Below are 13,124 nucleotides of genomic sequence, written 5' to 3'. Positions count from 1 at the left end.
CATGGACGCGTCAGCCCATCCCCTGCTGTTCGTCACCGGAGCCTCCAGCGGCATCGGCCAGGCGCTGGCGGCGCGCTTCTATCGGGACGGATACCGCCTGGCCCTGGTGGCGCGGCGCACCTCGGAACTCGAGGCCTGGGCGACAGCACGTGGATTGGACGCTGCCCGTTTCAGGATCTATGGCGCGGACGTGGCGAATGTCGACAGCATCGTGGCGGCCGGCACCGCCTGCATCGCGCAGCAGGGTGTGCCCGACGTGGTGATCGCCAACGCCGGCATCAGCATCGGCATGGACACCGCCGAACGCGGCGATCTCGATGTGATGGCCCGGACTTTCGCGACCAACAACCTTGGCCTGGCCGGAACCTTCCACCCCTTCGTCGCCGCCATGGCGGCGCGAGGCAGCGGTCGCCTCGTGGGCATTGCCAGCGTGGCGGCCATCCGCGGGTTGCCCGGGCACGGCGCCTACTGTGCCAGCAAGGCGGGCGTGGTGGCCTATTGCGAAAGCCTGCGCGGCGAGATGCGCGCCAGCGGCGTCAAGGTGGTCACGCTGTGTCCCGGCTATGTCGACACGCCGCTGACGCAGGGAAACCGCTACGGCATGCCCTTCCTGCTGCCGCCGGAGGCGTTCGCCGACCGTGCCTTCCGTGCGATCGAGGCCGGCACCAGCTACCGCGTGATCCCCTGGCAGATGGGCGTGGTCGCCAAGCTCATGCGGATGCTGCCAAATCCCTTGTTCGATCGCGTGGTCCAGGGCCGCGGCCGCAAGCGCCGGGAGGGATAGCTCGCCCCCAGGTTGGCTCACTGCGTGTAGCCGCCCACCCCCTGCCGGGGGCAACACCGGCGGCCCGGCGAAGCCGGTTCCGCGGTGTTTCACCAGCGGGCCTGGCTGCGCCGGCCGGGCCCACAGATCCGTTGCATCCATGAAAAAAGGCTCCCTCGGGAGCCTTCTTGCTGGGTGTCGCGTTCGCCGCGATCAATAGCCGCTGTTGCCGCCACCGCCGCCGCCGTAGCCGCCGCGACCACCACCGCCACCACCACCACCACGGGGACCGGCGCCGTAGGGACTGCGGAAGCCGCCATCGCCGCCACCACCACCACTGCGGCCGCCACCACCGCCGCCATAGCCGCCGCCACCGCCGCTGCGGCCACCGCCACCGCCGCCATAACCGCCGCCACCACCACCGTAGCCGCCGCCACCGCCGCCATAACCGCCGCCGCCACCGCCGTAGCCGCCCCCGCCGCTGCGGGGCGGACGGGCTTCCATCGGGCGCGCTTCGTTGACGACCACGCTGCGGCCACCGAGCGGTTGGCCGTTCATGCCGTTGATGGCTGCCTGTGCTTCTGCATCGCTGCCCATCTCGACGAAACCGAAGCCCTTGGAACGGCCGGTATCGCGTTCCATCATGACTTTGGCGCTCGTCACGGCACCGAATTGCCCGAAGGCCTGCTCGAGATCACCGTCGCGTACCGAGTAAGGCAGGTTGCCGACGTACAGTTTGTTGCCCATCAAGGGACTCCTATAAACACATCAAGAAAAGCGATGGAGTCCCGAGAGCAGCAATCCGACGGAACATCCGCCGAGTTGCGCGAAACTGACCGATCACCGTTTTGCCCCCTGAATTTTGAAGGAAGGCTTGTGCATTATGGGTGAAATGAGTCGAATGCAAGTAGGAATTTGCACTCATCCCCGCACCCCATGACCGGCGTTGGTGTGAGTGCTTGCATACATAGATGCTCGCGGACACGCTACAATCTGCGGGTCATTGGGGAGTAGCCGCCTTCCATCGCGAGAAGGGTTTGCGTCAACAGACTTGTCCTGCCCCGTGCAGGACATGGCGCAAGCAGCGTGCAGCCTGGCGAGACCTTTGACCGTGCGACTTCGGGATTCGGCCGAAGGCGTTGCACGGTCAATTGCGTCTTTCGGCCGTCGGAGTCCCTTTTTCTCATGGAAGCTTTTTTCGTTGCGACCGGTGTGGTCGCGCTCGCCGAGATGGGCGACAAGACCCAGTTGCTCGCCCTCATCCTGGCGGCGCGATTTCGCAAGCCCTGGCCGATCGTGCTGGGCATCTTCACTGCCACCGTGCTGAACCATGCGCTCGCCGGCGCGGTGGGCAACTGGGTCACCCATTTCCTCGGCGCCGACGTCCTTCGTTGGATCCTCGGCGGCTCCTTCATCGCGATGGCGCTGTGGATGCTGATTCCCGACAAGATCGACGAAGRCGACGTGCCCAAGTCATCGCAGTTCGGCGTTTTCGGCACCACGGTGCTCGCCTTCTTCCTCGCCGAAATGGGAGACAAGACGCAGATCGCCACCGTGATGCTCGCGGCCCGCTACGTGGACGCCTATGCATGGGTGGTGATGGGCACCACGCTGGGCATGATGCTGGCCAATGCGCCGGTCGTCTGGCTCGGCGAGCGGATCGTCAAGCGCGTGCCGATCAAGTTCGTCCACGGTATCTCCGCCGCCATCTTCCTGGTCCTCGGTGTCGTCGCGTTGATCGGCTGGAGTTGAGCGGCATATACTTCCGCCACGCGCCGATTTGCTCCAGCTTGCGGGCGCTTAACAAATGCAGCTAAAGACGGATGCCGGACCCGGCTCGTTTTTGGCGAGGCCGGGTCTTTTTCATCATGTCGTTCGTCGTCACTCCGCAATCGATGCAGTTCGCCGGCCCGCTGGCCTTGCGAAGCGGTGCATCGATCAGCCACTACACGCTGGCCTACGAAACCTACGGCCAACTCAACGCCGATCGCAGCAACGCAGTGCTGGTCTGCCATGCGCTCAATGCGTCCCACCACGTCGCCGGCGTCTATGCGGGCCAGCCGAAATCCGAAGGCTGGTGGGACAACATGATCGGGCCGGGCAAGCCGGTCGACACCGACCGCTTCTTCGTCATCGGCATCAACAACCTGGGCTCCTGCTTCGGCTCCACCGGACCGATGCACGACAACCCCGCAACCGGCCGCGCCTACGGCGCCGACTTCCCGGTGATGACGGTGGAGGACTGGGTCACTGCCCAGGCCTCGCTGCTCGATGCGCTCGGCATCGGCCGGCTGGCGGCGGTGATGGGCGGCAGCCTCGGCGGCATGCAGGCGCTGTCGTGGACGCTCCAGTACCCCGAACGGGTGCAGCACGCGGTGGTGGTCGCCAGCGCGCCGAGCCTCACGGCGCAGAACATCGCGTTCAACGAAGTCGCGCGCCGCGCGATCGTGACCGATCCCGACTTCAATGGCGGCCACTTCTACGAGCATGGCGTGATTCCGCGGCGCGGCCTGCGCATCGCCCGCATGATCGGCCATATCACCTACCAGAGCGACGACGTGATGAACGAGAAGTTCGGCCGCGCCCTACGCAGCGCGGTCGAGGGCAGCGCCGCGAACACCGAGTTCCTCTATTCGACGCAGGAGGTGGAGTTCCAGATCGAGAGCTATCTGCGCTACAACGGCGACAAGTTCAGCGAGTACTTCGACGCCAACACCTACCTGCTGATCACCCGTGCGCTCGACTACTTCGATCCGGCGCGCGCCTTCGGCGGCGACCTGCGCGCGGCACTTGCCCAGGCCAGCGCCAAGTTCCTGTTGGTGAGCTTCAGCACCGACTGGCGCTTCTCGCCGGCGCGCAGCCGCGAGATCGTGAAGGCCCTGCTCGACAACCGCCGCAACGTGAGCTACGCGGAGATCGACGCCCCCCATGGGCATGACGCGTTCCTGCTCGACGACGTGCGCTACATGAGCGTGGTGCGTTCCTACTTCGATCGCATCGCGAGCGCACCGAATGGAGTCGCAGCCCCATGAGCGCCGCGCCGGACCGCTCCAAGCGAGCTCGCACCGCAGTGCGCAGCACGGAGGTTGACCTATGAGCGATACCGAAACCCAGAAACTGATCGCCCGCCTCGTTCCCGAAGGTGCACGCGTGCTCGACCTCGGCTGCGGTGACGGCGCGCTGCTCGACCTGCTGCAGCGTGAGCGCGGCTGCAGCGGCTACGGCGTCGAGATCGCCGACGGCAACGTGCTGCAATGCGTGCGGCGCGGCGTCGACGTGATCCAGCTCAACCTCGACGAAGGGCTCGCGATGTTCGACGACGCCTCCTTCGACGTGGTGCTGCAGATCGACACGCTCCAACATCTGCGCAATGCCGAAGTGATGCTGCGCGAGACCGCGCGCGTGGGACGCATCGGCATCGTCGCCTTCCCCAACTTCGCGCACTGGCCGAACCGCATCAGCATCGCGCGCGGTCGCATGCCGGTGACGCGCCGGCTGCCCTACCAGTGGTACGACACGCCCAACATCCGCGTCGGCACCTTCAAGGATTTCCAGGTGCTGGCACGCAAGAACCGCTTGCGCGTGCTCGATGCCTTCGGCTTGCAGGACGGGCAGGAGGTGCGCTGGCTGCCCAATGCGCGCGCCAGCACCGCCGTCTTCAAGTTCGAGAGAGGGTAGGGCTCCCCCCCAGGTTGGGCTCACTTCGTGTAGCCCGCCCACCCCCTACCGGGGGCAACACCAGCGGCCCGGCGAAGCCGGTTCCGCGGTGTTCCTGGACTGGGGCATATTTCGAAGCCATGCCATTCACTCTCGACGCTGTGCGCCACAGCGAGCTGATCATCAAGAAGAGCCGCTTCATCGGCTGCGTCCAGCCGGTGGCCGACCGCGCCGCTGCGCAGGCGGTGGTCGATTCGCTGCGGCGCGAGCACCCCGCGGCGGCGCATGTCTGCTGGGCCCTGATGGCGGGCGGACAGTCAGCAGCCAACGACGACGGCGAGCCGGGCGGCACCGCCGGGCGACCGATGCTCGAAGTGCTCCGGCATCACGATCTCGAAGGGGTGCTGGCGACGGTGGTTCGCTATTTCGGCGGCGTCAAGCTCGGCGCCGGCGGGCTGGTGCGCGCCTACACCGACAGCATCGCCCAGACGCTGATCGATGCCCCGCTCGTGCCCCTGGTGCGCCAGCGCTCGCTGCACTGCGAGGTGCCCTATGCGCTCGAGGGCCTGCTGCGGCGCGAGATCGCGGCGGTCGGTGCCACGCTCGACGGGGTACGCCACGAGACCATGGTCCATTTCGACTTCAGCCTGCCCGAGCCGGCGGCGGACGCGTTCGTCGCCAGGGTCGGCGATGCGGCCCAAGGGCGCGTCGCCTGGCTGCAAGATTGAGCCCCGCGCCCCGGCACAATGGCAGCCGGATCTGCAAAGAGAGAGCGAAAGTTCGCAAATGGCGCCCCCGCCAGATTTATTCAGTTACGCCTCTTGCGCAATGAAGTGCCCTGGGGCGAAATGGGGTTCTTACGATAGACGTTTTGAGGAGTTCCCCATTGGCCACACAGTCCCCCTTCTTCGGCAAGCGCGATCGCGAAGCTGAAAATCTCACCTCCCGTCCCGCGCCGTTGATGGGTTCGAGCACCAATCTGTCGGGCACTCCCGTCAATCCGTCGAGTCTCACGACCCAGGCCGCCAACGCGGCGGCCAGCGTCGCCAAGGAAGGCGGCAGCAAGCTCACCGTCGGTCCCAACATCAAGCTGAAGGGCGTCGAGATCACGGACTGCGACACGCTGGTGGTCGAAGGCCTGGTGGAAGCGACGATGGATTCGCGCGTCATGCAGATCGCCGAGCAGGGCGCCTTCAAGGGCTCGGCCGAGATCGACATCGCCGAAATCCGCGGCCTGTTCGACGGCAACCTGACCGTGCGCGAGAAGCTCGTGATCCATTCGACCGGCAAGGTCACCGGCAAGATCCGCTACGGCAAGATCATCGTCGAGGAAGGCGGCCAGCTGTCGGGCGAGATCAGCTTCGGCACCTCCGCTTCCGGCAGCCCGGCCAAGCCGACGCTGCAAGCCGCAGCTTGATTGTTGCTCGCCCCCAGGTTGGGCTCACTTCGTGTAGCCCGCCTCGAGTCGCTGCCAGAGGCAGCGGCTCTTCGGGGCCGTCCAAGCCTGCGCAGGCAGGCTTGGAGCCGCGGCTCCTCAGCCCCCTGCCGGGGGCAACACCTGCGGCCCGGCGAAGCCGGTTCCGCGGTGTTTCACCAACGAAAGCCCGTCCTGGACGGGCTTTTTTCATTAGGATTGAGGGCGGCGCGTCGGCTCAGCCCAGCCGTTCGATCAGGGCACGGGCAGCCGCGGGTGCCCTTTCCTTCGCGCCGTTGATGAAGAAGATAAAGACATCGCGCGGGCCGCCTGTCTTCGATGGACTTGCCTCGACGAGAGGCAGCGAGGCCGGCGTCTTGCCCTCCGCCCAGAGGCGGGCGTTCTCCGCCCACGCATCGAGCGCCTTCGGCGCATAGCCGCTCTCGAGCGTCGCGTCGCTGTTCATGAGCCGCGCGTAGGCGAAGTCGGCGCTCTGGTCGGCGAACGACGGGTACTTGTCGGAATCGGTGAACACCGTGGCCACCCGATGTTTGCGTGCGAGCGCGAGGTACTCCGGTGTCTTGAAGCTCTCGTGGCGTACGTCCAGCACGTGACGCAGTGCGCGGCCTCCCGCTTTCTCCGGCAGCAGCTCCAGGAAAGCGGCCATGTCCTCCGGATCGAAGGCCTTGGTCGGCATGAACTGCCACACGATCGGGCCGAGCTTGCTGCCGAGCTCTTCAATGCCGCTGTCGACGAAGCGCGCGATCGATTCGCCGGCGCTCGCGAGCAGCTTCCGGTTGGTGGCGAAGCGCGAGGCCTTCAGGGAGAACACGAAGCTCTCCGGCGTCTCGTCGTGCCACTTCTTGAAGCTGGCCGGCTTCATGGTGCTGTAGTAGGTGCCGTTGACCTCGATCGCCGTGAGCTGCCGGCTCGCATAGCCGAGTTCCTGCGCATGGGGGAGCTTGGCCGGATAGAAATTGTCACGCCAGGGCTCATAGGTCCAGCCGCCGATGCCGACACGGATGCGCGGCGTCGCGGAACTGGAGTCCTTGTCAGTGCGTGCAGTCATGGGCTTCCTCGGGTCGCGGTGGCGAAGCCCGCCTTTTTATCGCATCCCGCAACCCGGCGCCAATCCGGGCACGTCGCCCCAAGACGCACTAACATCGTTGTCCCCACCCCCGCGGAGATCTCAATGAACGCCCCCCTCCACCGCGAAATGCCTGCTGGTCTGCTCGATGCCGGCCGCGCGCTGGCCGACGTTTCGTCCCAATGGGACCACGACATCGTCAAGCAGCTCACCGACTACATCGCCATTCCTGCCAAGTCGCCGGGCTTCGACAAGGACTGGTCGCAGAACGGCTACCTCGAAACCGTGCTGCGCAATGCGGCCGCCTGGGTCGAGGCCCAGAAGGTCGAGGGCCTGAAGCTCGAGATCGTGCGTCTCGAAGGTCGCACGCCGGTGCTGTTCTTCGAAGTGCCGGCAACAGGCACCGACATGACCGAAACCGTGCTGATGTACGGCCATCTCGACAAGCAGCCGGAATTCACCGGCTGGCGCAGCGACCTGGGCCCGTGGACGCCGAAGTACGAGAACGGCCTGCTCTACGGGCGCGGCGGGGCCGACGACGGCTACGCGGTGTACGCCAGCATCGCGGCGCTGCAGGCGCTCAAGGCCCAGGACGCGGCCCATCCGCGCATCGTCGGCCTGATCGAGACCTGCGAGGAATCGGGCTCCTACGACCTGCTGCCCTACGTCGACGCGCTGCGGCCGCGCCTGGGCGAGGTGTCGCTCGTCATCTGCCTCGACTCGGGCGCCGGCAACTACGACCAGCTCTGGCTCACCACCTCGCTGCGCGGCATGGCCAGCGGCACCCTGAAGGTCGAGATCCTGACCGAAGGCATCCACTCGGGCGACGCCTCCGGCCTGGTGCCGTCGAGTTTCCGCATCATGCGGCAGGTGCTCGACCGCCTGGAAGACAGCAAGACCGGTCGCCTGCTTCCCGAGAGCTTCCATTGCGAAGTACCGGCCGAGCGGCTGGCCCAGGCACGTGCCACCGCCGCGATCCTCGGCGAGGAGCTTTACAAGCGCTTTCCCTGGGCCCACTACGACTGCGGGGGCTCGACCACCTTCGCGCTGCCGACCACCACCGACCCGGTGGAGGCGCTGCTCAACCGCACCTGGAAGCCGACGCTGTCGGTGACCGGTGCCGAAGGCTTTCCGGCCTTGAAAGACGCCGGCAACGTGCTGCGTCCCTACACCGCCTTCAAGCTCTCGCTGCGCCTGCCTCCGCTGGTCGATGCCGATCAGGCGGTGCAGCAGCTCAAGCAGCTGCTGGAGGACAACGCGCCCTATCAGGCCAAGGTCACCTTCGACGGCGGCGGCGGCGCCACCGGATGGAACGCGCCCGACACCGCCTCCTGGTTCGAACGCGCCCTCAACGCCGCCTCGCAGGCCCATTTCGGCGCCGATTGCGGCTACATCGGCCAAGGCGGCACCATTCCGCTCATGAGCATGCTGAGCCGGGGCTTTCCGAAGGCGCAGATGATGGTCTGCGGCGTGCTGGGCCCGAAGAGCAACGCGCATGGCCCGAACGAGTTCCTGCACGTGCCCTATGCGAAGAAGCTGACGGCCGCGGTGGCTGAGGTGATCGCCGCGCTGCCGGCAGCCCGCGCCGCCGCTTGAAGACCCTGCGCACGCCCGACGGCGAGACGCTGGTGCTGCACGACTGGCCGCTCGGGGCCGGTGCGGCCAGGGCCGTCATCCTGCTTGTCCATGGCCTCGGCGAACATGCGGGACGTTACCGCGCCGTGGCCGCGCGGCTCAACGACTGGGGCTTCGCGGTGCGTGCCGCGGACCATCGGGGACACGGGGCGTCCAGCGGCGGGCGCGGCGCCTTGCCGACCTCGCGCCACCTGGTCGAGGACCTGGCGCTGGTGATCGACGACACGCGGTGCGACTTTCCCGGATTGCCGCTGGTACTGCTGGGTCACAGCCTCGGCGGCCTGGTGGCGGCCAGCGCCGTCGCGCGCGGGGCGCGCGTGGTCGACGCCCTGGTGCTGTCCTCGCCGGCGCTCGATGCCGGCCTCAGCCCGATGCAGAAGCTGCTCCTCGCCACGCTGTCGCGCCTGGCGCCCGGGCTGCGCGTGGGCAACGGGCTCGATGCCGACTTTCTGTCGCACGAACCGGCGGTGGCCGAGGCCTACCGCGCCGATCCGCTGTGTCATGACCGCATCGGTGCCCGCCTTGCGCGCTTCCTGGCCGACGAGGGTGCGAACATCCTGGCCGAGGCGCCTGCATGGCGGGTGCCCACGCTGCTGCTCTATGCCGGTGACGACCGCCTGGTGAATCCCGCCGGCAGCCGCGCCTTCGCCGAAGCCGCCGCGGACTCGATGGTCAGCAGCACCTGTTTCCCGGCGCTGTACCACGAGATCTTCAACGAGCGCGACGCGCAGCCCGTGTTCGACGCCCTGCGAGGCTGGCTGGACGCGCGCTTTCCTCCGCCCTAGGCCGCAGCGGCGGCGGCGCTCCGGCGTTGCCGGCGCGCCAGCCACAACAATGCAACGCCGGTCAGCACGACGGGAACCAGCGAGCCGAGGTTCAGCAGCCGCCAGCCCTGCGTCGTGACCAGCACGCCGGATGCGAAGGAGCTCAGCGCCAGCGTCGCGAAAACGCAGAAGTTGAGCGCCCCTTGCGCGCGATCCCTTTCTTCAGGCGTGTAGGCCGCGAGCGAGAGCGTGGTGCTGCCTGTGAAGAGGAAGTTCCAGCCGACACCGAGCAGGAACAGCGCGATCAGGAACTGGTGCAGGTCGACGCCGGACAGCGCCACCGCGATGCAACCCGCATTGAGCGCCAACCCGACCGCCATCACCGGCAGCACGCCGACCCGGCGGATCAGGTGGCCGGTGAAGAAGCCGGGCGCGAACATGCCGATCACATGCCATTCGAGCACCCAGGCAATGTCGCTGAATGGCAGGCTGCAGACCTGCATCGCGATCGGCGTCGCGGCCATCAGCAGGTTCATGACGCCGAAGCCGAGCGCGCCCGAGACGGCGGCGACGATGAACACCGGCTGGCGCGCAATCTCGGCCAGGGAACGCCCGGCGGCCGTGGCGCTGCGGGGTGGTGGTGCCGGGAAGTCGATGAAGTTCATGACCGCCATCGACAGCAGCGCGACGGCGGCCAGCGCGAGGTAGGCGCCCGCGAAGGGCACCGCGAACCAGTCGCGCGTGACGGCGGCCAGGTTCGGTCCGGCGACCGCACCGATCAGGCCGCCGGCCATCACCAGCGAGACCGCCTTTTCGCGCCAGTCGGGTCCGGTGAGTTCGGCGGCGGCAAAACGGTAGAGGCCAGCATTGGCGTTGTAGTACCCGGCCACCACGGTGGCGAAGCAAAGCAGCCAGAAGTTCTGCCAGAGCGCCGCCTGCGCGCACAGCAGCGCCGAGCCCAGTGCCACCGCGATGCCGATCTGGAACGAGCGCCTGCGCCCGAAGCGCCGCTGCGTGCGCGCCACGAGCCCGGTGGCCAGCGCACCGCCGACAACGTAGCCCATCACCGGCAGGGTCGCCATCCAGCCACGCGGCGCCAGCGCCAACCCGACCAGACCGTTGATCGCCATGAAGGTGACGTTGTTCGTCAGGAACAGGCCTTGGCAGATGGCGAGCAGCCAGAGATTGCGATTCATGGGTTGGAATGGGGATGGAGGGGCGGTTCTATCACGGCGCGCCCGCGACGAACGCATGAAAAAGGGCGCCCTGCAGCGCCCTGCTTCCCGAATCCGCAAGCCAAGGGCGCGCCTGCTAGCCCTTCTGCTGCAGCAGCCCGCTGAGCGATGACAACAGCTCGTCCTGATTGCCCAGCCCTTCGGCGGGCACCTGGCCCTTGGGCGTGAGGTGGTCGATCAGCGTCGGCAGCAGTGCGGCCAACATCGGCAGCAGCGTCGCGCTGTTGATGCCGAGCTTCTGGGCGATCCCGGCGATCGCGTCGCTGCCGAGCACATCCTGCAGTTGCCCGCCCGAGATCGGCGCGTTGTCGCCCTTGCCGACCCAGGAGCCGACGACGTCGCCCATGCCGGCTTGCTCGAACTTGGAGACGAGTCCGCCAAGACCGCCGACCTCGCCGTTGTTCGCGAGCAGTCCGCCGAGCGCACCGGCGAGTCCGCCGAGATGGTCCACGGAGCCTCCCGCACCGCCGAGCAGGCCGCCGAGATCTCCCAGGCCGCCCCCAGCCTGGGGTTGCTGCTGGGCGCCGCCGAGCACTTGACCGAGTACCGAATCGAGCAATCCCATGATGGGCTCCTGAGGTATGAGTGTGAACAGCCCGCGCGCGGGGCACTGGGCATTTTGCGCGCCCTGCCGGGCTTCTGTCACGTTGGCCCGTGCGACATCAGCCGCCGGCCAGCCAGACGAGCGCAGCCAGCGCCGCGGTTTCGGCGCGGAGCACGCGCGGACCGAGCGTCAGCGGCGCGAAGCCCCGTGCGATGGCGGCCTGTTCCTCGGCGAGACTGAGGCCGCCCTCCGGTCCGCTCAGCACCCGGGCATCGATGTGAGCGCCCTGCCGGTCCTGCCACTCGGCGGCCACGTCGATGGCGCGCCGCGTGCCCGGCGCCAGGCTCAGCACGAAGCGCTCGCCATCGTCCTCGGGCGCCTCCAGCCATCCGGCCAGGCTTCGCACCGGATGGATCTGCGGGACGCGGTTGCGCCCGCATTGTTCGCAGGAGGCAATCGCGATCGCTTCCCAGTGGGCCCGCTTCTTGTCCGCGCGCTCGCCGTTGAGCCTCAGCACGCCGTGGGCGGTCATCAGGGGTTGGATGCTGGCCACGCCAAGCTCGGTGGCCTTCTCGACCAGCCAGTCCATGCGTTCGTTGGCCGGCATGCCGACCGCCAGGTGGACCGCACGCGGCGCCTCGCGCTCGTCCGCCGTGTGGGCGCCCACCCGCACGGCGACTTCGCTGCGGCCCATGCGCTCGACGGTGGCGGCGTATTGCCCACCGTGGCCATCGAACAGCGTCAACGCGTCGCCGGGCTGCATCCTCAGCACCTGCACATGGCGCGCGGCGCCGGGCGGAAGCACGAGCGCGCTGTCGGCGACGAGCGCAACGGCGCAATGGAAGCGCGCCGTCACATCCGTCCGTAGGCGAAGCCGCTCAAGGCCTGCGTGCCTTCGACCTCGTCGATCACGCGCACCAGCGGAGTCAGCTCGCGATAGCGGCCCGCGGTCGCCCGGATGTAGGCAATGAAGCGCGGCGTGTCGGCCAGGTACTTCGGCTTGCCGTCGCGCAGGGTCAGACGCGCGAAGATGCCGGCCACCTTCAGGTGGCGCTGCAGCCCCATCCACTCGACCGAGCGATAGAAGGCGCCGAAATCCTCGTCCACCGGCAGCCCGGCCTTGCGCGCGCGTTCCCAGTAGCGCACCGTGACGTCGAGCACGACATCCTCGTCCCAGCTCAGGAAGGCGTCGCGCATCAGGCTCGCGATGTCGTAGGTGATGGGCCCGAAGACCGCATCCTGGAAGTCCAGCACGCCGAGCGCGGCGCCATCGCCGACCATGAGGTTGCGCGGCATGAAGTCGCGGTGCACGTAGACCTGCGCGGCGGACAGATTGTTCTCGACGATGGCTCGGAAACTTCGCTCCAGCCGCTCCTTCAGCTGGCCTTCGACCGCCACGCCGCGATGGCGCGCGATGTACCACTCGGGGAAAAGCGCCAGTTCGCGCTCCAGGAGTGCCCGGTCGTAGGGCGGCAGCACATCGGGCTTCGAGGCCAGCTGCCATCGGATCAAGGCATCGATGGCCTGGTCGTAGAGCGGCCGCGCGGCGTTGGCGTCGGCCGGGTCGATGACATCCAGCATGGTCTGGCGGCCCAGGTCGTCGAGCAGCAGGAAGCCGGCGGTCTCGTCCCATTCGAGCACCTGCGGCACGCGCACGCCGGCCTCGGCCATCAGTTTCGCGACCTGGACGAATGGAGCGCTGTTTTCCTGCGCGGGCGGCGCGTCCATCACGATCCGGGTCGGCGCGCCCGCCGCATCCACGCGGAAGTAGCGCCGGAAGCTGGCGTCGGCCGAAGCCAGGCGCACGCTCGCGGGCAGCAGATGGTGGCGGTCGGCAATGCGCTCCATCCATTGCTGGAAAGCCCGGGCGCGGGCCGGGTCGCTCCAGGCCGGTGCTTCGGGAAGGGGGGCGGCGGCGCTGGACGATGGCTGAGGGGCTGTCATGGATAATCGATTCTACAAATCCGCCTGGCGCGGAGCTTCGCAACCCGATGGCCCCTGGCGCCGTCTCCCCCTCCAGACGAT

14 protein-coding genes and 1 riboswitch are annotated in these 13,124 nt (G+C 67.8%); of the genes, 8 read left to right on the top strand and 6 right to left on the bottom strand.

Annotation, left to right across the window (positions count from 1 at the left end; translation table 11 throughout):
* Position 1 precedes the first annotated feature (1 nt).
* Complete coding sequence (locus AC1D2O_RS18465) at positions 2 to 784, top strand: SDR family oxidoreductase (RefSeq protein ID WP_478093743.1); 783 nt, start codon at positions 2 to 4, stop codon at positions 782 to 784.
* Between the two features lie 192 nt (positions 785 to 976).
* Here the strand turns inward: AC1D2O_RS18465 and AC1D2O_RS18460 are convergent, their stop codons facing one another.
* On the bottom strand, positions 977 to 1,510 hold the full coding sequence (locus AC1D2O_RS18460; protein ID WP_478157678.1) for an RNA recognition motif domain-containing protein: 534 nt from the start codon (positions 1,508 to 1,510) through the stop codon (positions 977 to 979).
* A gap of 246 nt (positions 1,511 to 1,756) precedes the next feature.
* Positions 1,757 to 1,933, top strand: a riboswitch (yybP-ykoY riboswitch).
* Positions 1,934 to 1,948: 15 nt separating this feature from the next.
* Here AC1D2O_RS18460 and AC1D2O_RS18455 point away from each other — a divergent pair.
* From AC1D2O_RS18455 to AC1D2O_RS18435, 5 genes are all read left to right on the top strand, one after another.
* Positions 1,949 to 2,515: a TMEM165/GDT1 family protein gene (locus tag AC1D2O_RS18455; RefSeq protein WP_478157677.1), complete on the top strand. Its 567-nt coding sequence runs from the start codon at positions 1,949 to 1,951 to the stop codon at positions 2,513 to 2,515.
* Between the two features lie 116 nt (positions 2,516 to 2,631).
* A complete protein-coding gene (metX, locus tag AC1D2O_RS18450) occupies positions 2,632 to 3,795 on the top strand; it encodes a homoserine O-succinyltransferase MetX (protein ID WP_478093721.1) in 1,164 nt (387 codons plus the stop codon).
* 61 nt (positions 3,796 to 3,856) lie between these two features.
* A complete protein-coding gene (gene metW / locus AC1D2O_RS18445; protein ID WP_478093719.1) occupies positions 3,857 to 4,441 on the top strand; it encodes a methionine biosynthesis protein MetW in 585 nt (194 codons plus the stop codon).
* Positions 4,442 to 4,560: 119 nt separating this feature from the next.
* On the top strand, positions 4,561 to 5,148 hold the full coding sequence (locus tag AC1D2O_RS18440) for an IMPACT family protein (RefSeq protein WP_478093717.1): 588 nt from the start codon (positions 4,561 to 4,563) through the stop codon (positions 5,146 to 5,148).
* A gap of 158 nt (positions 5,149 to 5,306) precedes the next feature.
* Positions 5,307 to 5,837: a bactofilin family protein gene (locus AC1D2O_RS18435; RefSeq protein ID WP_478093715.1), complete on the top strand. Its 531-nt coding sequence runs from the start codon at positions 5,307 to 5,309 to the stop codon at positions 5,835 to 5,837.
* Between the two features lie 235 nt (positions 5,838 to 6,072).
* Here AC1D2O_RS18435 and AC1D2O_RS18430 read toward each other — a convergent pair whose 3' ends face one another.
* Complete coding sequence (locus AC1D2O_RS18430; RefSeq protein WP_478157676.1) at positions 6,073 to 6,903, bottom strand: DUF72 domain-containing protein; 831 nt, start codon at positions 6,901 to 6,903, stop codon at positions 6,073 to 6,075.
* Between the two features lie 123 nt (positions 6,904 to 7,026).
* Here AC1D2O_RS18430 and AC1D2O_RS18425 point away from each other — a divergent pair, with 123 nt between their 5' ends.
* Positions 7,027 to 8,517, top strand: a complete 1,491-nt coding sequence (locus tag AC1D2O_RS18425) for a M20 family metallopeptidase (RefSeq protein WP_478094306.1) — start codon at positions 7,027 to 7,029, stop codon at positions 8,515 to 8,517.
* A complete protein-coding gene (locus AC1D2O_RS18420) occupies positions 8,514 to 9,341 on the top strand; it encodes a lysophospholipase (protein ID WP_478157675.1) in 828 nt (275 codons plus the stop codon). The genes AC1D2O_RS18425 and AC1D2O_RS18420 overlap by 4 nt, the downstream gene beginning before the upstream one ends.
* Here AC1D2O_RS18420 and AC1D2O_RS18415 read toward each other — a convergent pair.
* The 4 genes from AC1D2O_RS18415 to AC1D2O_RS18400 all read right to left on the bottom strand — a co-directional run bounded on the left by AC1D2O_RS18415 (position 9,338) and on the right by AC1D2O_RS18400 (position 13,043).
* Entirely contained in the window at positions 9,338 to 10,516 is a 1,179-nt protein-coding gene (locus AC1D2O_RS18415) for an MFS transporter (RefSeq protein WP_478157674.1), read from the bottom strand. The two genes, AC1D2O_RS18420 and AC1D2O_RS18415, sit on opposite strands and share 4 nt — an antisense overlap.
* Positions 10,517 to 10,631: 115 nt before the next feature.
* Positions 10,632 to 11,120, bottom strand: a complete 489-nt coding sequence (locus tag AC1D2O_RS18410; RefSeq protein WP_478091755.1) for a YidB family protein — start codon at positions 11,118 to 11,120, stop codon at positions 10,632 to 10,634.
* Positions 11,121 to 11,217: 97 nt separating this feature from the next.
* Positions 11,218 to 11,955 carry a 16S rRNA (uracil(1498)-N(3))-methyltransferase gene (locus tag AC1D2O_RS18405; protein WP_478091754.1) on the bottom strand — a complete coding sequence of 246 codons (738 nt, stop codon included), beginning with the start codon at positions 11,953 to 11,955 and terminating at the stop codon, positions 11,218 to 11,220.
* Positions 11,952 to 13,043 carry an aminoglycoside phosphotransferase family protein gene (locus tag AC1D2O_RS18400; protein WP_478091752.1) on the bottom strand — a complete coding sequence of 364 codons (1,092 nt, stop codon included), beginning with the start codon at positions 13,041 to 13,043 and terminating at the stop codon, positions 11,952 to 11,954. Before AC1D2O_RS18400 ends, AC1D2O_RS18405 begins: the two co-directional genes overlap by 4 nt.
* Positions 13,044 to 13,124: the final 81 nt, after the last annotated feature.

The organism is Variovorax sp. P1_G12 (genome assembly GCF_056405555.1).
This window is presented reverse-complemented; position numbering and strand designations above follow the sequence as displayed.